Here is a 23,348-nt window from a genome sequence, read left to right as displayed (position 1 = left end):
GGGGACGGCGGTGTCGTGCCTGCTGCACCGATCGGTGGTTCGCGTCGGGGAGAGGGCGGTGTTGCGGTTGCGCGATCGACAGCGCGCGGACCATCTCCGTGATCGCCCGGTTCGGTCCGGCAGGAGTCGCCGCGCGGATGGTGGAGGGGGCGGCGGTGTTCTGGCCGCTGCACTGACCGCTGGTTCGCCCCGGGGCACGGTGCTGCGGCCGCGCGGTCGACAGCGTGCGGGCCATCTCCGTGATCGCCCGGTTCCGTTCGGCAGGAGCCGCAGTCCGGCCGGCCGTCGGGAGGGGGGCGGCGGTGTTGTGCGCGCCGGCTGGTGGCCGCCGGTCCCGTGAGGGTGCCGTGGGCCCGCTACCGGGGCGACAGCGCGCGGGCGATCTCCGCGACCGCCTCGGGGCCCACTCGGCAGCAACCGCCGATCAGGCGGGCGCCGGCGGCGCGCCAGCGGTCCACCTGGGCCGGGGTGAAGGTGGAGCGGCCGGTCCAGGAGCGGGACTCGGCGTCCCAGGACTCGCCGCTGTTGGGGTAGACCACGACCGGTTTGCCGGTGACCCGGGCGGCCGTGCGCGCCGCGGCCGCAGCGTCGCCGGGCGCGCAGCAGTTCACGCCGACCGCGATCACCTCGTCCGCGTCGGCGGCCAGGGCGAACGCCTCCTCCAGCGGCTGCCCGGCGCGCGTGCGGTCACCGGCGACGGTGTACGAGAGCCAGGCCGGCACCCTCAGCCCGCGCACCGCCCGCAGCAGCGCCCGCGCCTCCTCCGCGTCGGGCACCGTCTCCAGCGCCAGCACGTCGGGCCGGGCGGCGGCCAGCACCTCCAGGCGGGGCCGGTGGAAACGCTCCAGCTCGTCGACGGTGAGTCCGTACCGGCCCCGGTACTCGGAGCCGTCGGCGAGCATCGCCCCGTACGGCCCCGCCGACGCGGCCACCCACAACGGCCGTACCACCCCGAGCGCGCGCGCCCGCCGCGCCGCCTCCCGCGCCGACTCCACGCTCAGCCGCATGAGTCCGGCGGCTCGTTCCCGTCCGATCCCCCGCCGCGCGAACCCCTCGAAGGTGGCCTGGTAGCTCGCGGTGATCGCCACGCTCGCCCCCGCCTCGAAGTACGCCAGGTGCGCCTGAGTGACCGCCTCCGGCCGCTCGGCCAGCAGCCGCGCCGACCACAGCTCGTCACTCAGGTCGTACCCGGCCGACTCCAGCTGGTTGGACATACCGCCGTCGAGCACGACCGTCCCGCCGTCGAGCGCGTCGGCGAGGGCGGGGGAGGTGACACTGGGGATGACGCTGTCCATGGCACGACGCTAGCCGATCGGGCCCCGCGGAATTCCCCTGCACGGTCCCGGACGCCCTGACATCATCCCCGTATGACCTCCGCCATACGTCACGTCACGATCGACTGCGCCGACGCCCACGCCCTGGGCACCTTCTGGTCCAAGGTCCTGGACCTTCCGGTGCACGAGGACGACGAGCCGGGTGACGACGAGGCGTTGATCGAGGGCGCCGGCCTGCTCTTCGTCACGGTGCCGGACGCCAAGACGGTCAAGAACCGCGTACACCTGGACCTCCAGCCGCAGGACCGCACCCGCGACGAGGAGGTGGAGCGGCTGCTGGGCCTCGGCGCGACGCTGGTCGCCGACCGCCGCAACCCGGACGGCACGGGCTGGGCGGTGCTCGCCGACCCGGAGGGGAACGAGTTCTGCGTGGAGCGCGGCGCGGGGGAGCGGGCGGGCTGACTGGAACGGTTCGGCCGGTACCGAAACAACCGGCCCCTAGCGTGGGCCGCATGAGCGAGACCGTCCACGAGACACCCGCCGCAGCCGTCACCTCCATGGTCGACCACGTACTCGAACTGGCCGCCACCTGGACCGCCTGGGACGGCATGCCCGCCCGCGTCGACGGCCGTGTGTACACCCCGCACAAGGCGATCCGCCGCGTCGCCGACCACATGATCGACCACTTGGCCGAAATGGAGGCGCGGCTGGCCGGAGAAGAGCCCCGGCCCGACCACTGGCACGCCTCCGCGATCACGACCGAGTCCGACCGGGCCCCCTTCACCCCCGAGGATCTCGACGAGACGCGCAGCCGTCTGACCCGACTGGCCCGGATCTGGGCCAACCGCCTGGACGCGCTCACCGACGAGCAGCTCGACCACTCGCCGGGCGAGGGCTGGAGCTTCCGCGAACTCGCCCGCCACCTCGCCGGATCCACGTACTACGCGGACGCCGTCGGAGACCTGTCATGACCGCCTTCGCCGACCTCCACCGGGCCGACGAGCCGCTGCTGCTGCCGAACGCCTGGGACCGGGCCTCCGCCCTGTTGCTCGCCGCCCGCGGATTCCCGTCCATCGGCACCACCAGCCTCGGCGTCGCCGCCTCCGCCGGACTGCCCGACGGCGCCGCCGCGACCCGCGAGCTCACCCTCCGCCTCGCACGCGTCCTCGGCTCGCAGCCCTTCCTGCTCACCGTCGACGCGGAGGGCGGGTTCAGCGAAGACCCGGACGAGGTGGCCGAGTTCGCCCGGCGCCTGTGGGAGGCGGGGGCCCGCGGCATCAACCTGGAGGACGGGCTCGGGCCGCCCGGCCGGCACGCCGCGAAGATCACCGCGGTGAAGTCCGCCGCCCCCGGCCTGTTCGTCAACGCGCGCACGGACACGTACTGGCTGGGCGACGGAGACGTCACACGGACACTGGGCCGGCTCGACCTCTACCAACAGGCGGGCGCCGACGGGGTGTTCGTCCCCGGGCTGACCGAACCCGAGGCGATCACCGCCCTCGTGGAGCAGCTCGACGCACCCCTCAACATCCTCTACTCCCCGGCCGGCCCCACCGTCCCCCACCTCGCCGACCTCGGCGTACGCCGGATCAGCCTCGGCTCCCTGCTGTACCGGGTGGCGCTGGGCGCCGCCGTGGAGGCGATGGCCGCCGTCGCGGACGGGCGCACTCCACGGGGCGCCGCTCCCTCGTACGCGGAGGTGCAGGCGCTCAGCGCCCAGGAGGGAAGCGCGAGCGGAGTTCCCCGCCGCCCAGGAGAGGGCGCGCCGGCGGGATGCCGGCGCGCCCGGGTGAGGGACGGTGTGGGTGTCAGCTCGCGGTGCAGCTGACCGAACCGACCGGGAAGTTGTTGCCCGTGGACGTGGCGGTGAATCCGAAGAAGACACTGCCGTCAGGGGGTACGGTCCGGTTGTAGTCGGCGTTCTTGACCGTGATCGTGCCGTCTCCGGCGGTGGTCAGGTTGCCGTTCCAGGCGCTACTGATCTTGGTACCGGTGCCGGGCTTCCACGTCACCGTCCAGCCGTTCAGCGGTGCCGTGCCGTGGTTCATCACTTGCACGGAACCCTGGAAGCCGCCGCTCCAGGAGTTCTCCACGTTGTACACGGCCATGCAGGAGCCGGTCTGCGGACCGGAGGGCGTCGGCGTCGGGGTGGGAGTCGGGGTGGGAGTCGGGGTCGGAGTGGGCGTCGGGGTCGGGGTGGACGAGCCGGAGTTCCGGATGCCCGTCACCTCGCCGTGGCCGCCGTCGAAGGCGATGTCCGAGCAGGAGAAGAAGTTCTCCTGGCTGTCGGAGCGCACCCACTGGATGAAGAGCAGCGCGTTGCCCGAACGGCCGGAGGGCAGCGGGAGGTTCCAGTAGTAGTGCCCGCCGTCGGTGCCGGGCGACCCCACCTGCGGCGGGTTGCTGACGGTCTGGATCAGGTCCAGGTCGGCCCAGCGCAGCTGGGCCGTGGGCGACCAGGAGGGCTTGGTCAGGTAGACGCGGAAGTCACCCGGGTGGGCGGCCCAGTTGCTGTACTGGAGCTCCATCGTGGACCCGGAGGTCAGATGGGTCCTGGGCCAGTCGGCGCGGGCGGCGTTGTAGGCGGAGAAGTCGTACGGCGAGCGGTCGCCCGCGCTGCACAGGGTGCCGTCCGGGACGTAACCCTGGTTCCGGCCACCGGCGTTGGAGTCGAGCACCGCGAACCAGTTGTACAGCGGCGTGGCACCGCTCTTGTTCATGGCGTCCCGGCACGCGGGGTTCGTCGGATCGAGACTGCCGGTCGCCGTGCGGGCGTCCACGTAACACAGATAGGTGCGCGAACCGGGCATCATCGCCACGCCGTGCGCCTCGGCGCGGCCCTGACCGAGAAGGGTCAGGCCCAGTGCCGCGAGGAGGGTGGCGAAGGCCGCCGCCACCGATAAGAGTCTGCTGCGTCGAGCCACGTTCGGTCCGTCCTTCCTTGTGGGGGTGGTGGTGCGTCTCAGGCGGTGTTGCAGGCAGTGCCGTTGAGGGTGAAGGCGTTCGGTGCGGCGAACGTGCCGCTGTAGGCGCCCTGGAAGCCGAACGTCTGGCTGCCGCCCGGCGCCAGCTGCGCGTTGTGCGACAGGGCGGACGCCGTGACGGCACCCGAGGTCGGGTTCACCGTGGCGTTCCAGGCGCTGGTGACGCGCTGCCCGGAGGGCAGGGTGAAGCCGAGCTGCCAGCCGTTCACCGCCGTCGAGCCGGTGTTGCGGACGGTGACGTCGGCGGTGAACCCGCCCGGCCAGACATTCGTGGCGTACGTCACCGAACAGGCGGTCTGGCCACCGGGGTTGCCGCCCCCGCCGCCACCGTTGCCTCCGCCGCCGTTGCCACCCGTGCGGATCTCGGAGGAGAACGACGTCACCGCGAGCCCGGTGCCGTTCTGCCAGGGTTCGAAGCCTGCCTGCACACTCGTCAGGTACCAGTTGTTCGACGCCAGTTGACGGGAGACCGCCTGCTGGACGAAGTCCATCACGTCGAAGTTCCAGCTGGTGATCGCCGAGGGGGCGACGAAGGACAGCACGTTGTTGGAGCCGTTGCTGCCGGACCACACCTGCCAGGACCGGCCGGCGACCGTGGCCGTGCCGGTCTGCGAACCCACCGGCTGGATCGGCCCGACCTTGTTGAACCAGACCATGATCTCGGTCCGGTTCACGCCGTCCTTGCGGGCCGTCGGGTCCAGCCAGATGTCGTAGGCGGCGTCGTAGACCGCGTCGCTGACATAGCCGTACGAGATGCTGGTGGGCGCGCTGGAGATGGTGTCCAGCCGGGCCGGGAGCGCCGTGCCCGGCGAGCAGTTGGTGTAGTGGCAGCCGTTGTAGACGGACGGGTACGACTTCGGAGCGCCGTTGGTGGCCGCCGAGCCGTCGGCCCGGTTGATCCGGAAGCCGGAGTCCGTGACGGTGATGCACTGGGCGGCGTCGGTGCCCCAGCGGTTGTTCTGGACGACGTAGCGGCCCTGGATCGTGGTTGTTCCGAAGGCGTCGCAGATCTGTGTGTCGGCGCGCGCCGCCGGAGCGGCCGCCAGGAAGGCGGCGACCAGGGCGAGTGCGGTGAGCAGCGCGCACAGTAAGCCGCGCGCGGGGTCGAGCCGATGGGGCGGCAGTCGCATAGGGGGGCCTCTTCGAGGGGCGACGTCGTGGGGAGGAGGAGTGCTCCCGTTCGCGCTTCTGTGGGAGCGCTCCCATCGTTTAGAACCGGACTATAGAAGCGATGCATGCCCCTGACAAGACTGCGAGTGAGAAAAGCGGATCGGGTAAGTGGCCGGCAGGGGTCCTTACCCGATCCGCGATCAATCACTTGTGCGACTGGTACCTCTTGTGGCGGTGCGTGTGGTGGTACTCGTGCCTGATGGAGGTGCGGTCGGTGGCGCTGTGCGTGGTGGGGTCGCCGCCGCCGCTGACGGTGGCACGGTTGGTGACGTGGTGGGGGGCGTTGCGGGAGACCTCGGCCTTGAGGGTGATGGGCGGGTAGGAGCTCTTGGCGGGCAGCGGGTTGGTGCGTGTGCAAGTGAGGGTTTTCTGGTTGCAGTTCCACCCGGGGCCGCTGATCCCGCGAGCGCGCAGCCCTCGCGGAAGGGCGTCGTGGACCGTGACGGTGGTGCCGTCGGTCGGGCCGGGCCCGGCGTTGCGGACGGTGATGGTGTAGGCGCCCCACTTGCCTCGGGTGAGGTGCCCGGTGTGCCTCTTGGTGATGGTCAGCTTGGGTGCGAGGGTGTAGGAGATGACGAGTTGGCCGTTGTTGTTCGCCGTGCCGATCGTGGACAGCGCATAGCTCGTGCCGGTGCCCGTCGGGGTGGCGAAGCTACTGCCTCCACCACCTCCGCCACCACCCGCCCGGCCGAAACCGCTGGTGCCGGGTGCGGCGGCGCCGCCGCCACCACCGGCGAAGTACCCTCCGCCTCCGCCTCCCCCGGCCCCGGCGGCCACGCAGAAGCTGCCGGTGTTGTAGGCGCCGGTGCCGCCGGTGCCGACCGTGGTGCCCGTGAAGCTGATTCCCGGGTTGCCCGCGGTGGGCGTGCAGCCTCCAGTGGCGGTGCCTGGCGCACCGCCGGTGCCGCCGGTCAAGGTGGTGGTGCTGCCGCCTTGCCCGCCAGATCCTGGCGAACCACCGCCATCGGATCCTCCGGTGGTGCCGACGGCGGCGTCTGGTGTGCCACTGTTGCCCCCGTTTCCTCCCGTAATGGTGCCGGAGAAGGGGGTGCCGCCGGCGGCGCCGCCGCCGCCGGCGACGACGAGGAGGCTGGTGCCGGTGCTGACGCTGGACGCCCCGCCTCCTCCGGGACCGTGCCGGAAAGAGCCTGTGGGGTTGCTTGAGGTGCCGCCTGGTGCGCCGCCGTTGTATCCGCCGGCGCCGGTTCCGTTGCACCCTTTGCCGCCGGTGCCGCCGACATTGACGGTGAAGGTCGTCGGGGCGGTGGTTGGCGGCAGTGTGGTGATGACACGTCCCGCGGTGCCCCCGGTCCCGGTGAAGCCGCAGACGGTGCCGGTGTTGTCGGCGCCCCCCGCGCCGTCCGCGGTGATCGTCACGACCGCCCCCGCCGGGACCGTGTAGGTCTGCGGGGCGCCGGTGAAGGTGAACGTCTGTGTCACCGGTGCGGGCGCCGCCCGCACCCGCGCCGCAGCCGCGGCCACCGGCGGGGCCGTCACGGCCAGCAGCGCCATTCCGGTGAGCACCGCGCACCCCGCAGACACCGCACCGTGATTCCACCCGCCCTCACCCCGGACACCGTCTCGGGCCGCCGGCATCCGACTGACCCAACGCCGCAGCAGAGCGTCATGTTGACGCTGACAAGCATTCATCTACGGGTCAAACCCCTTCTCTCACGGCGAGGCACTTCGCGTGCGAGCGCGCGGCCGTACACCTGACGGGCTAAAAAGCGACAAACCTTATTAAACGCCCATAAGAGATCATTTTGTGATCACGGTGACAGAGAGGGGCTGCGTGTCGGGAGTGGATCGACGTTGACGCTGCTCCGGTGCTTTTTCGGCGAGGACTACCAGGACCCCACAAGGCGGTCCGCGAACGCCTCAGGGTGCTGGACGGCGCCGATGTGTCCACCGGGGAATTCCGCGAAGCCGGCGCCGTACCGCTCGGCGAGGAACGCGGCGGTGCGGTGCAGGAGTTGGCCTCGTGAGTCGACGCCGGCAGCGAGTGTGAGAGGCGCCGAGGGAGGGACCGCGGGCGGTACGTGGGAAGTGAACGGAATGAGCACATGGGCGAGGAAGAGCGCCATCGGGGAGGACAACTCGCCATCACGGGAGAGGGGTTGGCCGTCCCGGCCGTCCTCTCCCGCCTCCCGTTCCTCCAGCACGACGGCGAGCCGCGCTCCCGCGGCCTGCGGGCCCGCCGCGCGGTACGTGTCGTACACCTCTTGGAACCGCTCCCGCTGCCGTGCCCCGTCCGGCAGTGCCGCCACGCTCGGAGGCTCGTGCGCGACGACGTGCCGCAGCCGTCCGGGGTGACGGGCCAGCAGGTCCAGTGCGGCGATGCCACCGGAACTGGTGCCGAGGACGTAGGCCGACTCCCCGTCGGGCAGGACCTCGTCGAGCACCCGGCGTGCCCCGTCGCTCCACTCCTCGACCCGCTGGTCGTTGACGGGCTGCCCGAGTCGTCCGTGGGCGAGGCCCAGCGGGTCGTAGGTCACGACGGTGAAGCGCTGGGCGAGACGCGCCGCCATCCGGTCCAGCCCCATGGGATGCCCGGCCCCACCGGGGATGACGAGCAGCACGGGCCCGCTGCCGGACACGTCGAAGCAGAGGTCACTCATGCGCGGCGAACCCTGTGAACTCCGACCAGGCGGTGGGGGAGAGGGTGAGCTGAGCACCGGCGGTGTTCTTGGAGTCGCGGACATGGATGGCGGCGGGGCAGGCGGCCACCTCGACACAGTCGCCGTCCCCGCTGCTGCTGTAGCTGCTTTTGAACCAGGCCAGTTCATCGGTGCTCATAGCGCTCCTCGCGTTCGCTCCAGCAGGTTCCGGGTGTCGCCCGGAGAAAGAGCCTGTGAGCGCAGTTTCGCATAACGCATGTGGAGCACACTGATCGATTTCGGGTCCACGAGGAGTTGGCCGCTTCGCTGTCCTTCGCAGTACGCGAACCACTCGTGCTCCGGGGCCTCCAACAACTGGATGGGACCGGCCATACCTGCGTGGGCGCCCAGCGCCAAGGGCAGCAACTGCAGCTCGATGTTGCGAGGCTTCGTGACCTCCAGCATGTGGTCGATCAGTTCGCGCCTGACGTCCGGGCCGCCGGTCGCCCGGTGGATGACGTACTCCTCCACGATGAAGCTGTACGCCGTGTTGGGCCGTTCCACCAACAGGCGCTGGCGCTCCTCCCGAGCAGCGAGCTGAGCTTCGACCTGGGAGTCGGTCAGCACGGGAACTTGTTCGTCAAACAAGGTGCGCGCATACGCCTCCGTCTGCAAAAGTCCCGGCACCAGCCGGTTCTCGAAGGTGTACAAACTGATCGCCTGCTCCTCCAGCTCCGCCCACTGGCGGAACCAGGACGCCAGCCCCTTCTCCCGGCCGACGTGCTTGTACACGCCCTTCAGCGCGCCGAAGGCGTCCAGTACCTCCTCCGCGCGCTCGACGAACACGCGGGGCGGGAAGCGTCGCCCCTGTTCGATCGAGGCCACGGTCCCCGGCTGGTAGCCGACGAGCGGGGCGTAGTCCTCCTGGGTGAAGCCCGCCCGTTTGCGGAAGGCCTTGTGTGCCGCCCCGAACGCCTTCATGCTGTCCGACGGTTCGGGCTCGCCGGTGGTCGTGGCCGTGTTGGTGCTGGTGGTTTCGGTCATGGCAGGTACCCCCCGAGTCCGCTGAATTTCCCAACCCCGCGAGGGCACCCAGGGTCACGCCCAGTGACGCCCACTGTCCATGGCGTGAACTCCTACAGTGCGCAGCGTACGAGCGCCGTGACTGGTTCGGCCCGCGTGACCTGCGGAACCGTCGGGCCATGCACGCAGACCCCCGGCTCCAGGAGCCCGTCACCGTACGTATGTTCAGTCAGTTGTTCAGCTGCACGCCGCGAGGTGCCCGGCTCGCGCGGCGGCTCGTGGCGCACCGGATGGACGCCTGGGGTTTCCCGTACGGCGGCGAGGCGGGCGAGAACGTGACCCTGGTCGTCGCCGAACTCGCTGCCAACGCCGTGCGGCACGGCCGCGTCCCCGGGCGGGACTTCCGCGTCCGGCTGCTGTGGGAGGGCGCGGTCGTCCGGGTGGAGGTGGCCGACGCGCGGACCGAACGGCTCCCGGTGCTGCGGGAGCCGGACGGCGAGGGCGGGCGCGGGCTTCTGCTGGTCGCGGCGGTGTCCGAACGATGGGGCGTGGAGCCGCGGGCGGGCCGTGCCTACAAGATGGTGTGGGCGGAGGTGCGGGTCACGGGGTCAGGAGGTCCGCGAGGAAGGCGTTCGTGAACTTCCCGGCCGGGTCCAACTCCCGTGCCAGGACGCGGAAGTCGTCCATGCGCGGATACCGGTCGCGCAGTGCGGCCGACGGTGTGGTGAACACCTTGCCCCAGTGCGGGCGGGGGTCGAGGTCCGCCAGAGCCTCCTCAAGCCGGCGCACGACCGGCAGTACGGCGACCGTGTCCTCGAACCAGGTGAAGTGCGCGGCGACGGTGTCCCGGCCGTAGGAGGGGCTCAGCCACTGCTCGTCGGCGGCGACGGTGCGGATCTCGCACGTCTGGAGCACCGGGGCGACCGTCTCCCGGATCCCGTCGATCGCGTGCAGGACGTCGAGGGCGTACCGGCGCGGCAGCAGGTACTCCGACTGCAACTCGGCGCCGCTGCTCGGGGTGAACTCGGCCCGGAAGTGCGGGAGTCGCTCGTGCCAGGGGCCGGGCACGCCGAACTGCTGCGTGCAGTTCTCCGCCGGCATGCCCGGCACCGGGTGCAGCGCGACCTTGGCCGGTACCGCCCACGGGAAGGCGGGCAGCGGCTGGTCGGTGCGCCGCTTGAGCCATACCTGGCGGAAGCCCGGGTCGCGCCAGTCGGTGAACAGGCTGACGCTGTACGCGGCGGCGGCCACCGTCTCGTAGTCCAACCCCTCCAGGGGGAGTTCGGTGAACAGGTGCTGTTCGACCTCGTAGGCGGGCTCCAGGTCCAGGGTGAGCGCGGTGACCACGCCGAGCGCGCCGAGGGAGGTGACGGCTCCGCCGAACCGCGGGTCGCCCCGGCCGATGACGACCGTCGAGCCGTCCGCGGTGACGATCTCCACCTCCCGCACGGGCGCGGCCAGCGGTCCGTTGCCGACGCCGGAGCCGTGGGTGCCGGTCGCCACCGAGCCGGCCACCGAGATGTGCGGCAGGGAGGCCATGTTGGGCAGGGCGAGGCCGTGCGCGTGCACCCGGCGGGCGAGTTCCGCGTACCGCAGACCGCCGGCCACCCGGACCGTGCGGGCCGCCGTGTCGACGTCGGCCTCGGCGGGCATCGCCTCCAGGGAGAGCAGGGTGCCCCCGGTGCCCGGGTCGGCGATCTCGTTGAAGGAGTGCCCGCTGCCCAGCACCCGCACCCGCGCACTGCGGGCGACCAGCTCCCGCACGGCGTCGAGCGAGCCCGGCCGGTCCACCTCCGCGGCGCTGTAGGTGATGTTCCCCGCCCAGTTGGTCACGGTCGTCCCGGTCATCCCGCTGCTCCTCCCCCTCACGCCACGGCCCACCAGGCCACCGGAGGGAACCTACCCGACGGCCGCCGGGCAGTGGTTCACGGCGTCCGTGCGGGGGACCCGGCACGACCCGCGCGCGAGCGTAGGCATACCGTGAGAAGTCGTACACGCGAGTCGGGAGGAGTCAACGGCATGGACAGCCGTACCGAGCTGGTCGAGGATCTGATGGAGCGCTTCCCGCACGTGCCGCGGGAGGCCGTCTTCAAGGAGGACCTGCTCCGGGGCGGTGTGGCCTTCGACCCGTCCGCGCTGAGCGACAACGAGAGCGGCGAGGTCAAGCCGAAGTCGTACTTCATCTTCTCCTTCGACCACGGCACCCTGCCCGAGCTGGGGGAGGCCGCGCTGCGGCGGCCGCCGGAGGAGATCATCCTCACCGGCGGACCGTACGACCTGCGGCGGACCGTCGTCTCCGTACGGGTGAATCCCGCCTCGCCGTACCGTGTGGCCGCCGACGACGAGGGGCTGCTCGGCCTCTACCTCGACGGGAAGCGGATCGCCGACGTCGGTGTGCCGCCCATGCCCGAGTACTACCGGCACAAGCTGTCCAACGGGAAGTCCGTGATGGAGGTCGCCCCGACCATCCAGTGGGGCTACCTGATCTACCTCACCGTCTTCCGCGTCTGCCAGTACTTCGGCGCCAAGGAGGAGTGCCAGTACTGCGACATCAACCACAACTGGCGCCAGCACAAGGCGGCCGGCCGGCCCTACACCGGCGTCAAGGACGTCGAGGCGGTCCTGGAGGCGCTGGAGATCATCGACCGGTACGACACCCAGAAGGCGTCCACCGCCTACACCCTCACCGGTGGCGCCGTCACCTCCAAGGTGGCGGGCCGCGACGAGGCCGACTTCTACGGCCACTACGCCAAGGCCATCGAGGAGCGCTTCCCGGGCCGCTGGATCGGCAAGGTCGTCGCGCAGGCGCTGCCGAAGCCGGACGTGCAGCGGTTCAAGGACTACGGCGTGCAGATCTACCACCCCAACTTCGAGGTGTGGGACCGACGTCTGTTCGAGCTGTACTGCCCGGGCAAGGAGCGCTACGTCGGCCGCGACGAGTGGCACCGCCGCATCCTGGACTCCGCCGAGGTGTTCGGCGCGCGCAATGTGATCCCCAACTTCGTGGCGGGCGTGGAGATGGCCGAGCCCTTCGGCTTCACCACCGTCGACGAGGCCATCGCGTCTACCACCGAGGGCCTGCGCTTCTTCATGTCGCACGGCATCACGCCCCGCTTCACCACCTGGTGCCCGGAGCCCACCACCCCGCTGGGCAAGGCCAACCCGCAGGGCGCGCCGCTGGAGTACCACATCCGGCTGCTTGAGGCCTACCGCGCCACGATGGACGACTTCGGCCTCTCCTCGCCCCCCGGCTACGGCCCGGCCGGCCCCGGGAACGCGGTCTTCTCGGTCAGCTCCTTCATGGACAGCCTGCCGGCGGCGGAGGAGACGCCCCAGGAGACCGAGGCGGCGGCGCGGTAGTCCTCCGCGGTGCGTTTTCGGGTCCCGTGAGTCGAATGGGGACTTCAGTCCGTACTACGGAGCGGAGTTGAGGACCACGGGATCCGTCACGACAATTGCATACGTGGCTTGTCAGTTGTGTCAAAGGCGTGAAAAGCTCGTGCTCTGCCGCGAGGTTCCCCCCAACTTCTCCCTGAGCGCAGAGAGTTGACCTCGCCCGTGGATGCAGGAGACCCATGCCCGACCTGCCGAGCCCCCAGGACGCGACCGAGGCCGCGCTGCTTGCCGAGTGCTGGGACGCCGTGCTCTCCTACGCCGACCTGTGCACGGCCGGCTCCGGCGCGGCCGGGCAACTGGCCGCGGAGGCCTTCGCGGCGGGCGTGCGCGAGGTACGGGCCGCCGAGGCCGGCGCGTCCCGGGGCCGCCGTACGCCCCGGCTGCCCGCGATCCCGCTGACGCTGGCCGCCGTGCGCGCCACCGCCGCGACCTGGGAGGCCGGCGGGCTCGGCGACCGGCTCGCCCCGGACCTTCGGCTGTGGCTCAACTCCGACAAGGCCGCCCGCTGGAGCGGCCCGCCGCCGCACCGCCCGCTCGCCCTGCGCACCCTGCGGGACCTCCAGGAACCGGACGCCGCGCTGCTGTGGCTGGCCGAGGTGGAGGCGCTGCCGTCGACCGTGGTGGCCCGCCGGCTGGGCCTCGACCCCGCGCTCGTGTCCGAGGAACTCGACCAGGTGCGGGCCCTGTTCCGGGACCGCTGCCGCCGCAACCACCTCGACACCCCGATGGACGCGGAGTGCCGCGGCTACGCGGGGCTGCTGGACGCGGTCACCCGTCCCGCGTCCGCCGCCGAGACCCCCGAGGACCTCTCCCGGCACCTCGCCACCTGCGAGGGGTGCGCCCAGGCCGCCGCCTGCCTGCGGCCGCACGGCGGCGGACTGCCCGCCGCACTGGCCGGCGGCGTCATCGGCTGGGGCGGCCTGGCCTACCTGGAGCGCCGCCGCCGGGCCGCCGAGGTGCGCCTCGGCGCCCACCGCTCCGCGGCGGCCGGCACCGGCGGGGAGCCGCAGGAGGGCGCCGCTCGGGCGCGGGTCGTGCGCGGCGGCCTGCTCGCCGCGGCGGTCGCCCTGTCCGGGCTGGCGCTGGCCGTGTCCATGATGCCGTTCGACGGCTCCGCGAACGACGCCGCGCACGGTGAGGCCGGCCGTCAGCCGGTCGCCGACGGCCGCCAGGCCGACGACCCGGTCGCCGCCCCGCCCGCCGCCGACCCCCTGCCGTCCGCGTCCGTGGCGGCCTCGGTGTCCGCGGCCCACGAATCGTCCGCGAGCGGCGCGGCGACCCGGTCCGGCCGTGAGAACCCCGACCCGGAGCCGCAGGGAACCGCCTCGGCCACCGCCGACGGGGGCGACTCGCCCGATCCCGCGACGGACGGGCCAGGGGCGGGCGACCCGGCGACGGGCGGGCAGGGGAGCGGCGGGCCGGGGGCCTGCCGGGTCGACTACGACCTGACGTACCAGTGGACCGACGGTTTCCAGGCCAAGGTCACGGTCACCACCGCCCGCTCCCTGGACACCTGGCGCGTCGCCTGGTCCTTCCCCGACGGGCAGCAGGTCGGTCAGATGTGGGACGCGACCGTGGCCCAGAACGGCTCCCGCGTCACCGCCACCGCCGCCGAGTACAACAAGTCCGTCCCCGCGAACGGCACCCTGTCCTTCGGCTTCCTCGGCACCTGGCACGGCCACAACTCCACGCCGTACGACTTCACGCTCAACGGCCACAGCTGCGCGACGGCCTGATCCCAGGACCGTGAGCGGCCCGGCGGTCTGATCCCAGGACCGTGAGCGGCCCGGTGGCGTGGCGTTCCGGCGTTCCGGCGGCCCGCTCCGAGGAGTGACCCGAACGGCCCTGTCGGGTACCCGGGCGGGGCATGGAGGGTGGGAGCGTGTGCCACCGGCACGCGGTACCCCCGACCGCTGTCCCGCCCCGGAAGGAAACCCGATGTCCGTCGAGACGCAGCAGGCAGCCGCCGGGCTCACGGAGGAGGAGCTCGCGACGCTGGACGCCCACTGGCGCGCCGCGAACTACCTTTCCGTCGGCCAGATCTACCTCATGGGCAACCCGTTGCTGGCCGAACCGCTGCGCCCGGAACACATCAAGCCGCGCCTGCTCGGCCACTGGGGCACCTCGCCCGGCCTCAACCTGGTCCACACCCACCTCAACCGCGTCATCAAGGCCCGTGACCTGAACGCCGTGTGCATCTGGGGTCCGGGGCACGGCGGGCCCGCCGTGCTCGCCAACTCCTGGCTGGAGGGCTCGTACACCGAGACCTATCCGGACATCACCCGGGACACGTCCGGCATGGCGCGGCTGTTCAAGCAGTTCTCCTTCCCCGGCGGGGTGCCCAGCCACGTCGCCCCCGAGACACCGGGTTCCATCCACGAGGGCGGCGAACTCGGCTACTCCCTCTCGCACGCCTACGGCGCCGCGCTCGACAACCCGGACCTGGTCGTCGCCTGCGTGATCGGCGACGGCGAGGCGGAGACCGGCCCGCTGGCCGCGTCCTGGCACTCCAACAAGTTCCTCGACCCGGTCCACGACGGAGCGGTCCTGCCGATCCTCCACCTCAACGGCTACAAGATCGCCAACCCGACCGTCCTGGCCCGCCTCCCCGAGGCGGAACTCGACGAACTGCTCAGGGGCTACGGCCACGACCCGATCCACGTCACCGGCGACGACCCGGCCGCCGTGCACCGCGCCATGGCCGCGGCCATGGACACCGCGCTCGACCGTATCGCCGCCTTCCAGCGCGCCGCCCGCACCGACGGTGCCACGGAACGGCCCCGCTGGCCCATGATCGTGCTGCGCACCCCCAAGGGCTGGACCGGACCCGCCGAGGTCGACGGGCTGCCCGTGGAGGGCACCTGGCGCTCCCACCAGGTCCCGCTGGCCGGTGTCCGGGACAATCCCGAGCACCTGCGGCAGCTGGAGCGGTGGCTGCGCTCGTACCGCCCCGAGGAACTGTTCGACGAGCACGGCACCCCGCGCCCCGCCGTGCTCTCCTGCGTCCCGCACGGCACCCGCCGGCTCGGCGCCACCCCGCACGCCAACGGCGGGCTCCTGCTGCGCGAACTGCCCCTGCCCCCGCTGGAGAAGTACGCCGTCGAGGTCGACAAGCCCGGCGCGACCCTCCACGAACCCACCCGTGTCCTCGGCGACCTGCTCGAGGACGTCATGGCCGCCACCACCGACCGGCGCGACTTCCGGCTCGTCGGCCCGGACGAGACGGCCTCCAACCGCCTCCAGGCCGTCTACGGCGCCAGCGGCAAGGCATGGCAGGCACTGACCCTGCCGGTGGACGAGCACCTCGACCCGCACGGCCGGGTCATGGAGATCCTGTCCGAACACACCTGCCAGGGCTGGCTGGAGGGCTACCTCCTCACCGGCCGGCACGGACTGTTCTCCTGCTACGAGGCCTTCGTGCACATCGTCGACTCGATGGTCAACCAGCACATCAAATGGCTGCGCACCACCCGCCGGCTGCCCTGGCGGGCCCCCATCGCCTCGTTCAACTACCTGCTGACCTCGCACGTGTGGCGCCAGGACCACAACGGCTTCTCCCACCAGGACCCCGGCTTCGTCGACCACATCCTGAACAAGAGCCCCGAAGCGGTCCGGGTCTACTTCCCGCCGGACGCCAACACCCTGCTCTCCGTGGCCGACCACGCGCTGCGCAGCCGCGACTACGTCAACGTGATCGTCGCCGGCAAGCAGCCCTGCTTCGACTGGCTCTCCATGGAGCAGGCCACGGTGCACTGCGCGCGCGGCGCCGGCATCTGGGAGTGGGCCGGCACCGAGGACGGCAACCGCGAACCGGACGTGGTGCTGGCCTGCGCGGGCGACGTGCCGACCCAGGAGGTGCTGGCCGCCGCCCAGCTGCTGCGCCGGCACCTGCCCGACCTGGCCGTGCGCGTGGTCAACGTCGTGGACATCGCCCGGCTGCTGCCCAGCGGGGAGCACCCGCACGGGATGACCGACTTCGAGTACGACGGGCTGTTCACCCGGGACAAGCCGGTGATCTTCGCCTACCACGGCTACCCGTGGCTGATCCACCGACTCGCCTACCGCCGGGCGGGCCACCCCCACCTGCACGTGCGCGGCTACAAGGAGATCGGCACCACGACCACGCCGTTCGACATGGTGGTGAGCAACGACCTGGACCGCTACCGCCTGGTCATGGACGTCATCGACCGCGTCCCCGGCCTCGCGGTGCGCGCCGCGGCCGTCCGCCAGCGGATGGAGGACACCCGGCTGCGCCACCACGCCTGGATCCGGGAGCACGGCGTGGACCTGCCCGAGGTGGCGGACTGGTCCTGGGACGGCTGACCCCGGCGTCGCCGTCCGGCGCGCGGGGCGGCCGGCAGGATCCCATCCCGGGTGTGCGCGGACCAGGGCCGACCGGCCCTGGTCCGCGCACGCGCTTCGGGGAAGGATCCTTGAGGTAAGCCGACACATCACAAGGAGCGACCGATGGCGGACCGTGAGCAGGCCGGACCCGACACCCCGATCCGGGTCTTCCTCCTCGACGACCACGAGGTGGTACGGCGAGGGGTGCACGACCTGCTGAACGACGAACCGGACATCACGGTGGTCGGCGAGGCCGCTACCGCCGATCAGGCACTGGTGCGTGTCCCCGCCCTGCGACCGGACGTCGCGGTGCTGGACGTCCGGCTGCCGGACGGCGACGGCGTGACCGTCTGCCGCGAGCTGCGCTCCCGTCTGCCGGAACTGGCCTGCCTGATGCTGACCTCGTTCGACGACGAGGAGGCGCTGCTGGACTCGATCATGGCGGGTGCCTCCGGCTATGTGCTGAAGCAGATCCGGGGCTCGGACCTGGTCTCGGCGGTGCGCACGGTGGCGAGCGGCCAGTCACTGCTCGACCCCAGCGCCACTACGAAGCTGATGGCCCGGCTGCGGGGCGGACAGCAGCCGGAGGAGCCGGACACGCTGCCCGGCCTCACCGACCGGGAACGGGAGATCCTGGCCCTGATCGGCGAGGGACTGACCAACCGCCAGATCGGCCAGCGCCTCTACCTGGCCGAGAAGACGGTGAAGAACCACATCTCCCGTCTGCTCGCCAAGCTCGGCGTGGAGCGGCGCATCCAGGCCGCCGTCATCGCCACCCAGGCCAAGGACCGGCTGCGCGGGACCTCCTGACCGGGACCTGACCAGACCTCCCGGCCTTCGTCCATCGGCGCCGGTGCCTCATGCGTGGCCGGTGTGTCCGCCGGTGTCGTCGGACCGGTAGATGATGTCGGTGCTCACCGACACCACGCCGTCGACCCCGCCGCACAGCCGCTCGATCACCGCGACGAGGCTCCTGGTCCGCACGGTCCCCTTCAGCGAGACCCGGCCGTCGGACACCGCGACCGTCACGTCCGCCGGGGTGAGCCCGAGGGTCCGCGCGAGCACGTCCTGGGTGATCTCCTCGAAGATGGCCTCGTCGCGCCGGAGGAAGACCCGCAGCAGGTCGCCGCGGCTGACGATGCCCACGAGGGTGCCGCCCTCGTCGACCACGGGCAGTCGCTTGACCCGGTGCGCGTCCATCAGGCGCGCGGCCTCCACGACGGTCCACTCGGGGCGCGCGCACACCGCCGGTGCCGTCATCAGGTCCTCGGCGGTGCCGGCGGCGGAGCCACCGTGCCCGGCGCCCTCCGCCCGCGTTCCGGGCAGCAGGCCGGCCGGGTCCGGGCGCACGGCCACCGTGCGCAGCAGGTCCGCCTCGGAGACCACCCCCACGGGACGGTCCGACTCGTCGACCACGGGCACGGCCGTCACCTCGTTGTCGGCCAGCACCTTGGCGACCTGCTTGAACGGGGTGTCCCGGCGGACCCGGACGACTCCGCGGGTCATGAGGTCATCCACCGTACGGTGTCGCATGACGTCTCTCCCTTCGGTCCGCCCGACCGGTTCGCGTGCGCCGGTCCGCGGTTCACGCGCGGGCCCGCACTCTCCAGGGTGGCGGTGGCACACCCGGGCGGGCTTGGGCCCCTCGTGTACGAGGACGGCGCCGTTCGTCCCTTTTGCGAGGGACCTCGGGCCCGTTGGTGCGGGCGGCGGGGTCGGGCGATCCTGGAGGGCGGACCCCGTTCAGGGAGGGATGGCCATGCACGCTCAGCTGGGCGACCGACTGGTCGTCGAAAGCCCGGTCACCGGCGACGTCCGGCGGGACGGTGAGATCGTCGGCCTGCACCACGAGGACGGCACCCCGCCGTACGACGTGCGCTGGTCCGACACCGGCGAGATCACGCTGGTGTTCCCAGGGCCGGACGCGCATGTCCGGCACCCGGGGGAGGACGAGGAGACCACGGCCGGCGGACAGGCCCCCGCGGAACCCTCCCGCGCCGGGCCGGGCCGGCCGGGGGACTTCGGCAGGCGTCTGGCGGCCGCCCGCCGGAAGCGGGGACTGAGCCTGGAGGAGACGGCGGGCCGGGCCCGGATGTCCCCGCAGTACCTCGCCTATCTCGAGCAGCGCCCGTCGGCGCCGGGGATGGGGACCGTCGTACGGCTGGCCGACGCGCTGGACACCACACTGATCACGCTGAGCGGCGGCGACCAGGACGTGCCGCCCGGGCAGGGACAGGCGCTGCTCCACCCCCGGCTGACCGACCTCGGCCCGGACGAGTGCCGGGCGCTGCTGTCGACGCACGGAGTGGGGCGTATCGCGCTGACCGGCCCGGACGGGCCCGCCGTCCTCCCGGTCAACTACGACGTGGTGGACGACTCGCTCGTCTTCCGCACCGAGCCCGACGCGGTCCCCGCCGCGGCCGTCGGCCACGAGGTGGCCTTCGAGGTGGACCAGGTCGACGAGACGATGAGCCAGGGCTGGAGCGTGCTGGCGGTCGGCCGCGCCGAAGCGGTCACGGACGCCGAAGCGGTGCGCCGACTGGAGCAGCGGGTCCACTCCGACCCCTGGGCGGGCGGGCCGCGGACCCTCTGGGTGCGTATCCGCCCCGCTCGTCTGACGGGACGCCGCATCACTCCCGCGGACCGGTGAGCGGGGCGGGGTCCGGGCTTCGGCCGGACACGATCGGACGGGAAGGACAATCCACTTCTCGCGGATCCTGATTGCGCGGTGCACGGCTTCTCCGCCGCTTCCCCGCGTCTTCCGGTCCTTCCCGTCACTTTCATGACACCACACGGGCCGCCGCGGCACCAGGGCCGTCCGGCCCCGGCCGTGCAGCCGCGGCCCGGTCGGGACCTGCGGCCCTGCCGAGGGCCCGCTGAGCCCTTCCGCCCCGGCCGGTCGGCGCAGGAAGGTGGACGGGCAAGCGTCAAGGGAGCCCATGGAGGAGTCGTCATGCGGACACCGGCAGTCGACGCGACCACCCTGGAGAGCCTGCTGTACTCGGCCGTGGCGGCTCCGTCGATCCACAACACCCAGCCCTGGCGGTTCGGCATGGACGCCGACACCCGGTCCATCCACGTCCGCGCCGACTCGCGGTCCCTGCCGCTGACCGATCCGCGGCAGCGTGCCCAGCACCTCTCCGTGGGCGCGGCCGTCTTCAACCTCCGCGTCGCCGCGGCACACCTCGGCTGGGACCCGCTCGTGACGCTCCTGCCCGACCCGCGCGACCCCGGCCTGCTGGCCACCGTCCGGCTGTTCGTGGCGGCCCCGGACGCACAGCCCTCGTACGCAGGCCTGTACGACGCGGTCGCGCGCCGGCACACCAGCCGGATGCCCTTCACCGGGCGGCCGGTGCCGGAGCACATCGTGCTGGAGATGGTCAAGGCGGCGCGGATCGAGGGGGCGCACCTGGAGGTGCCCGACTTCGCCGGCACCCGGCGCCTGCTGAGCCTGACCGCGCAGGCCGAGGCGCGCAACGCCGCCGACCCGGCCCGCACCGCCGAGACCAGGGCCTGGGTCAACACGCCGGACATGCGCCTCCCGCACGGCATTCCGCTCACCTCGCTCGGCCCGCGGGACACGGCGGGGCGGATGCCGATGCGGGACTTCACCGGCCCGCTGCCCGGGCTGCGACCGCCCGCCCTGCGATTCGAACGGCACGCGCAGGTGGCCCTGTTGTGGACCCCGCACGACCGGCGGGAGGACTGGCTGCGCGCGGGGCAGGCGATGGAGCGGGCCCTGCTGGTGGCCACCCGGTTCGGAGTGCGCACCTCGATGCTGCACCAGGCGATGGAGTGGCCCGACCTGCGGGCGACGATGGCCGCCCCGAGGCTTCGGTGCCGCCCCCACCTGCTGATCCGCTTCGGCTACGGCCCGGAGGGCGGCCGCACCCCGCGCGCAGCCACCCGGCTGACCCCCACGGATGAAACACCGGCGGGCACGGACGAAACACCGGCAGGCCCCACGGGCGGGACGGGCTGAACGCACACGACGAGGGGCCGGGCGGCGGACCGAACGTCCGCCCCGACCCCTCCGTGCCCTCAACCGGTGACGCGCGGCCGCTCAATTGGCGACGCGCAGATCCGTGAGCTCCCGTCCGGTGACCATCGTGGCCTCGATGCGGACGAAGACGTCCTCCTCGATCGGCATCCAGGAGCGCGGCCCGGTCCGCAGGAGACGCTCGTGCTCGACCGGATCGGTCACCACGGTGGCCCGGCCGGTGACGACCACGCTCCAGCCCGACCGGCTCTGCGCGTCGAACGCGTCCGCCTCGAAGGCGACCACGACACCGTCCACGGCACGGACGAGGTCGGAGCCCGCGGAGGTACGCAGCAGGACGGACGCGTCCGCCGCCAGGGCGAAGTTGACGGGCAGCACCGCGGGCAGTGCCTGCCGCGTGTAAACGACACGGCCCACCGGTACCTCGGCCATCAGGCGCAGGCACTCCTGCCGGTCCATCGAGCGAAAGCCATCGTTGTCGGACACCCTTCCATGGTCGCCGCGCACCCGGCCCGCCGTTAGGGCCTGTTGGCCCACATCTTCGGCGGGGTCCCGCCCGACGCCCCAGGCCCCGACGTTTCGAGGGGCGGCGCTCCGGTCGGTGGAATCCTCTGGTGCGCGGGTGCGCGGGTGCGCGGGTGCGCGGGTGCGCGGGTGCGCGGGTGCGCGGGTGCGCGGGTGCGCGGGTGCGCGGGTGCGCGGGTGCGCGGGTGCCGGGCCGCGCCGTTCGCGCTGCCCTCGTCGGCTACCTCGCCCGGCTCTTCACCGCCGGAGACCCCGCGCACCCCCTCACCACGGTGGCTCAGGCCGGCACGGGCGGCATCCTGCTGTGGGTGGTGCTGCCCTACCTCGCCCTCGCCCCCGCCGTCTTCGTCCTCCGGCAGACCAACTCCCCCTGGTTCCGGTCCGTCTTCGCCCTGCAACCGCGCCCGGAACTGATGAGCGGCGTGCCACTGCTGTTCCAACTCCACGCCCTCAGCGTCCTGTTGCTCTTCGCGGCCTGGCCCTTCGCCCGGCTGGTCCACATGCTCACCGCACCGCTGGGCTGCCTCACCCGCCCCTGCATCGTCCACCGCAGCCGCGAGCCTCGCCTCGGCGCGGCTGGGAGCGCATCGGGTGACGGCGGGCGGCGCCGGCGTAAATCCGGTGGCGCCGCTTCCCCGCGCTCCCCTACCGTGAGGCTCGCATCACGCGGAGGCCGGCGGCCGCCGCTGCCGGTTCCCAGAGTTCGCTGAGTTCTCGCGGAGAAAGAGGAGGTGTGACCCATGGCTGTCTCGGTAATGGGCGCTGCCCGCAACGACAGGACCATCCACTCCACCTCCGCGGCCACCGGCTGACACCTCCTGCCACGCCCGCGCGCACCGTCGCGGGCCGTCGGGGCCGCCCTCGTGAAGGGTTCCCCCTTGCGTTCCTCCGCTTCTTCCGTTCCTTCCGCTCCCTCCGTTCCTTCTTCCGTCTCGCCGCATCCTCTCGCCCCCTACGGCTGGGACGAGGGCTGGGAGTCGGTCTTCACCCCGTACACCGCCGAAGGCCTGCTGCCGGGCCGGGTGATCCGCGTGGACCGGGGGCAGTGCGACGTCGTCACCGCCGGCGGTGTGCTGCGCGCCGACACCGCGTTCGTCACCCCGCACGACCCGATGCGGGTGGTGTGCACCGGCGACTGGGTCGCCGTCGAGCCCGGCGGCAACCCGCGCTACGCCCGCACGACGCTGCCGCGCCGCACCGCCTTCGTGCGCTCCACCTCGTCCAAGCGGTCCGAGGGCCAGATCCTCGCCGCCAACGTCGACCACGCGATCGTCGCGGTGTCCCTCGCGGTCGAACTCGACCTCGGCCGCATCGAGCGCTACCTGGCACTGGCCTGGGAATCCGGCGCGCAGCCGCTGATCGTGCTGACCAAGGCCGACCTCGTGCCGGACGCGACGGGGCTGGGGTATCTCGTCCAGGACGTGGAGACGAGCGCGCCCGGTGTGCCGGTGCTGCCCGTCAGCGCCATGACCGGCGACGGGCTCGACGTCCTCCTCGCCGTCGTCTCCTCGGGCACGTCCGTGCTGCTCGGATCGTCCGGCGCGGGCAAGTCCACGCTCGCGAACGTGCTGCTCGGCGAGGACGTGATGACCGTACAGGCCGCACGGGACGTCGACGGCAAGGGCCGGCACACGACCACCACCCGCAACCTGCTCGCGCTGCCGGGCGGCGGCGTGCTGATCGACACCCCGGGACTGCGCGGAGTGGGCCTGTGGGACGCCGAGAGCGGGGTCGGACAGGTGTTCTCCGAGATCGAGGAGCTGGCCGGACGGTGCCGGTTCCACGACTGCGCCCACGACAGCGAGCCGGGGTGCGCGGTGCTCGCCGCCGTCGACGCCGGTGAGCTGCCCCAGCGGCGGCTGGAGAGCTACCGCAAGCTCCTGCGCGAGAACCAGTGGATCGTCGCCAAGACCGACGCGCGGCTGCGCTCGGAGATCCGGCGGGACTGGAAGCGCAAGGGCGCCGAGGGCCGGGCCGCGATGGAGGCCAAGCGGGGGCGGTGGCGCTAGCCCGTCACCCGTCACCCGTCACCCGT

Annotated in this window: 22 protein-coding genes; 12 read left to right on the top strand and 10 right to left on the bottom strand. The window is 72.4% G+C overall.

Going from position 1 to position 23,348, the window contains the following annotated elements:
* Nucleotides 1–356: 356 nt before the first annotated feature.
* The gene (mmuM, locus tag TNCT6_RS05395; RefSeq protein WP_141357108.1) at nucleotides 357–1,295 is read right to left on the bottom strand and encodes a homocysteine S-methyltransferase; all 939 of its coding nucleotides are present in this window, start codon (nucleotides 1,293–1,295) and stop codon (nucleotides 357–359) included.
* A 72-nt stretch (nucleotides 1,296–1,367) separates the two neighbouring features.
* Between mmuM and TNCT6_RS05390 the strand changes: the two genes are divergently transcribed.
* From TNCT6_RS05390 to TNCT6_RS05380, 3 genes are read left to right on the top strand one after another with little or no spacing between them, the layout of a single operon-like run.
* Entirely contained in the window at nucleotides 1,368–1,736 is a 369-nt protein-coding gene (locus TNCT6_RS05390) for a VOC family protein (protein ID WP_141357106.1), read from the top strand.
* Nucleotides 1,737–1,786: 50 nt separating this feature from the next.
* Nucleotides 1,787–2,245 carry a hypothetical protein gene (locus tag TNCT6_RS05385; RefSeq protein WP_141357104.1) on the top strand — a complete coding sequence of 153 codons (459 nt, stop codon included), beginning with the start codon at nucleotides 1,787–1,789 and terminating at the stop codon, nucleotides 2,243–2,245.
* A complete protein-coding gene (locus TNCT6_RS05380) occupies nucleotides 2,242–3,102 on the top strand; it encodes an isocitrate lyase/phosphoenolpyruvate mutase family protein (RefSeq protein WP_141357102.1) in 861 nt (286 codons plus the stop codon). The genes TNCT6_RS05385 and TNCT6_RS05380 overlap by 4 nt, the downstream gene beginning before the upstream one ends.
* On the opposite strand, the gene TNCT6_RS05375 is transcribed toward TNCT6_RS05380, so the two are convergent.
* The 6 genes from TNCT6_RS05375 to TNCT6_RS05350 form a co-directional block, all read right to left on the bottom strand.
* Nucleotides 3,083–4,198 carry a lytic polysaccharide monooxygenase gene (locus TNCT6_RS05375; protein WP_141357100.1) on the bottom strand — a complete coding sequence of 372 codons (1,116 nt, stop codon included), beginning with the start codon at nucleotides 4,196–4,198 and terminating at the stop codon, nucleotides 3,083–3,085. The two genes, TNCT6_RS05380 and TNCT6_RS05375, sit on opposite strands and share 20 nt — an antisense overlap.
* Nucleotides 4,199–4,236: 38 nt before the next feature.
* Complete coding sequence (locus tag TNCT6_RS05370; protein ID WP_141357098.1) at nucleotides 4,237–5,388, bottom strand: cellulose binding domain-containing protein; 1,152 nt, start codon at nucleotides 5,386–5,388, stop codon at nucleotides 4,237–4,239.
* Nucleotides 5,389–5,572: 184 nt separating this feature from the next.
* Nucleotides 5,573–6,952 (bottom strand): DUF11 domain-containing protein, encoded by a 1,380-nt coding sequence (locus TNCT6_RS41640; RefSeq protein ID WP_141357097.1) that lies wholly within the window; start codon nucleotides 6,950–6,952, stop codon nucleotides 5,573–5,575.
* Nucleotides 6,953–7,272: 320 nt separating this feature from the next.
* The gene (locus TNCT6_RS05360; protein ID WP_141357095.1) at nucleotides 7,273–8,046 is read right to left on the bottom strand and encodes an alpha/beta fold hydrolase; all 774 of its coding nucleotides are present in this window, start codon (nucleotides 8,044–8,046) and stop codon (nucleotides 7,273–7,275) included.
* Nucleotides 8,039–8,224, bottom strand: a complete 186-nt coding sequence (locus TNCT6_RS05355; protein WP_141357093.1) for a DUF397 domain-containing protein — start codon at nucleotides 8,222–8,224, stop codon at nucleotides 8,039–8,041. Before TNCT6_RS05355 ends, TNCT6_RS05360 begins: the two co-directional genes overlap by 8 nt.
* Nucleotides 8,221–9,069, bottom strand: a complete 849-nt coding sequence (locus tag TNCT6_RS05350) for a helix-turn-helix transcriptional regulator (RefSeq protein WP_141357091.1) — start codon at nucleotides 9,067–9,069, stop codon at nucleotides 8,221–8,223. The genes TNCT6_RS05355 and TNCT6_RS05350 overlap by 4 nt, the downstream gene beginning before the upstream one ends.
* Before the next feature lie 158 nt (nucleotides 9,070–9,227).
* Between TNCT6_RS05350 and TNCT6_RS05345 the strand changes: the two genes are divergently transcribed.
* Nucleotides 9,228–9,686 carry an ATP-binding protein gene (locus TNCT6_RS05345; protein WP_141357089.1) on the top strand — a complete coding sequence of 153 codons (459 nt, stop codon included), beginning with the start codon at nucleotides 9,228–9,230 and terminating at the stop codon, nucleotides 9,684–9,686.
* Here the strand turns inward: TNCT6_RS05345 and TNCT6_RS05340 are convergent.
* The gene (locus tag TNCT6_RS05340) at nucleotides 9,649–10,896 is read right to left on the bottom strand and encodes an FAD-binding protein (protein ID WP_141357087.1); all 1,248 of its coding nucleotides are present in this window, start codon (nucleotides 10,894–10,896) and stop codon (nucleotides 9,649–9,651) included. The genes TNCT6_RS05345 and TNCT6_RS05340 overlap by 38 nt on opposite strands.
* Nucleotides 10,897–11,067: 171 nt before the next feature.
* Here TNCT6_RS05340 and TNCT6_RS05335 point away from each other — a divergent pair, with 171 nt between their 5' ends.
* From TNCT6_RS05335 to TNCT6_RS05320, 4 genes are all read left to right on the top strand, one after another.
* Nucleotides 11,068–12,408: a radical SAM protein gene (locus tag TNCT6_RS05335; RefSeq protein WP_141357085.1), complete on the top strand. Its 1,341-nt coding sequence runs from the start codon at nucleotides 11,068–11,070 to the stop codon at nucleotides 12,406–12,408.
* Between the two features lie 215 nt (nucleotides 12,409–12,623).
* Nucleotides 12,624–14,180, top strand: a complete 1,557-nt coding sequence (locus TNCT6_RS05330) for a cellulose-binding domain-containing protein (protein WP_141357083.1) — start codon at nucleotides 12,624–12,626, stop codon at nucleotides 14,178–14,180.
* 202 nt (nucleotides 14,181–14,382) lie between these two features.
* Nucleotides 14,383–16,767, top strand: coding sequence for a phosphoketolase (locus tag TNCT6_RS05325; RefSeq protein ID WP_141357081.1), 2,385 nt, complete (start codon nucleotides 14,383–14,385; stop codon nucleotides 16,765–16,767).
* 144 nt (nucleotides 16,768–16,911) lie between these two features.
* Nucleotides 16,912–17,598, top strand: coding sequence for a response regulator transcription factor (locus TNCT6_RS05320; RefSeq protein ID WP_141357079.1), 687 nt, complete (start codon nucleotides 16,912–16,914; stop codon nucleotides 17,596–17,598).
* A gap of 48 nt (nucleotides 17,599–17,646) precedes the next feature.
* Here the strand turns inward: TNCT6_RS05320 and TNCT6_RS05315 are convergent, their stop codons facing one another.
* A complete protein-coding gene (locus TNCT6_RS05315; protein WP_141357077.1) occupies nucleotides 17,647–18,321 on the bottom strand; it encodes a CBS domain-containing protein in 675 nt (224 codons plus the stop codon).
* A 226-nt stretch (nucleotides 18,322–18,547) separates the two neighbouring features.
* On the opposite strand from TNCT6_RS05315, the gene TNCT6_RS05310 reads away from it, so the two are divergent.
* Together TNCT6_RS05310 and TNCT6_RS05305 are read left to right on the top strand one after the other, a co-directional pair.
* Nucleotides 18,548–19,438, top strand: coding sequence for a pyridoxamine 5'-phosphate oxidase family protein (locus TNCT6_RS05310; protein WP_141357075.1), 891 nt, complete (start codon nucleotides 18,548–18,550; stop codon nucleotides 19,436–19,438).
* Between the two features lie 303 nt (nucleotides 19,439–19,741).
* Entirely contained in the window at nucleotides 19,742–20,770 is a 1,029-nt protein-coding gene (locus tag TNCT6_RS05305; protein WP_141357074.1) for a nitroreductase family protein, read from the top strand.
* An 81-nt stretch (nucleotides 20,771–20,851) separates the two neighbouring features.
* On the opposite strand, the gene TNCT6_RS05300 is transcribed toward TNCT6_RS05305, so the two are convergent.
* The gene (locus tag TNCT6_RS05300; RefSeq protein ID WP_141357072.1) at nucleotides 20,852–21,274 is read right to left on the bottom strand and encodes a pyridoxamine 5'-phosphate oxidase family protein; all 423 of its coding nucleotides are present in this window, start codon (nucleotides 21,272–21,274) and stop codon (nucleotides 20,852–20,854) included.
* Nucleotides 21,275–21,498: 224 nt separating this feature from the next.
* Here TNCT6_RS05300 and TNCT6_RS42030 point away from each other — a divergent pair, with 224 nt between their 5' ends.
* Both TNCT6_RS42030 and rsgA read left to right on the top strand, forming a co-directional pair.
* Nucleotides 21,499–22,023 (top strand): respiratory nitrate reductase subunit gamma, encoded by a 525-nt coding sequence (locus tag TNCT6_RS42030; protein WP_373996153.1) that lies wholly within the window; start codon nucleotides 21,499–21,501, stop codon nucleotides 22,021–22,023.
* Between the two features lie 168 nt (nucleotides 22,024–22,191).
* A complete protein-coding gene (rsgA, locus tag TNCT6_RS05290) occupies nucleotides 22,192–23,322 on the top strand; it encodes a ribosome small subunit-dependent GTPase A (protein WP_253266030.1) in 1,131 nt (376 codons plus the stop codon).
* Nucleotides 23,323–23,348: the final 26 nt, after the last annotated feature.

Origin of the sequence: Streptomyces sp. 6-11-2 (assembly GCF_006540305.1) — a bacterium.
Taxonomy (GTDB): domain Bacteria; phylum Actinomycetota; class Actinomycetes; order Streptomycetales; family Streptomycetaceae; genus Streptomyces.
This window is presented reverse-complemented; position numbering and strand designations above follow the sequence as displayed.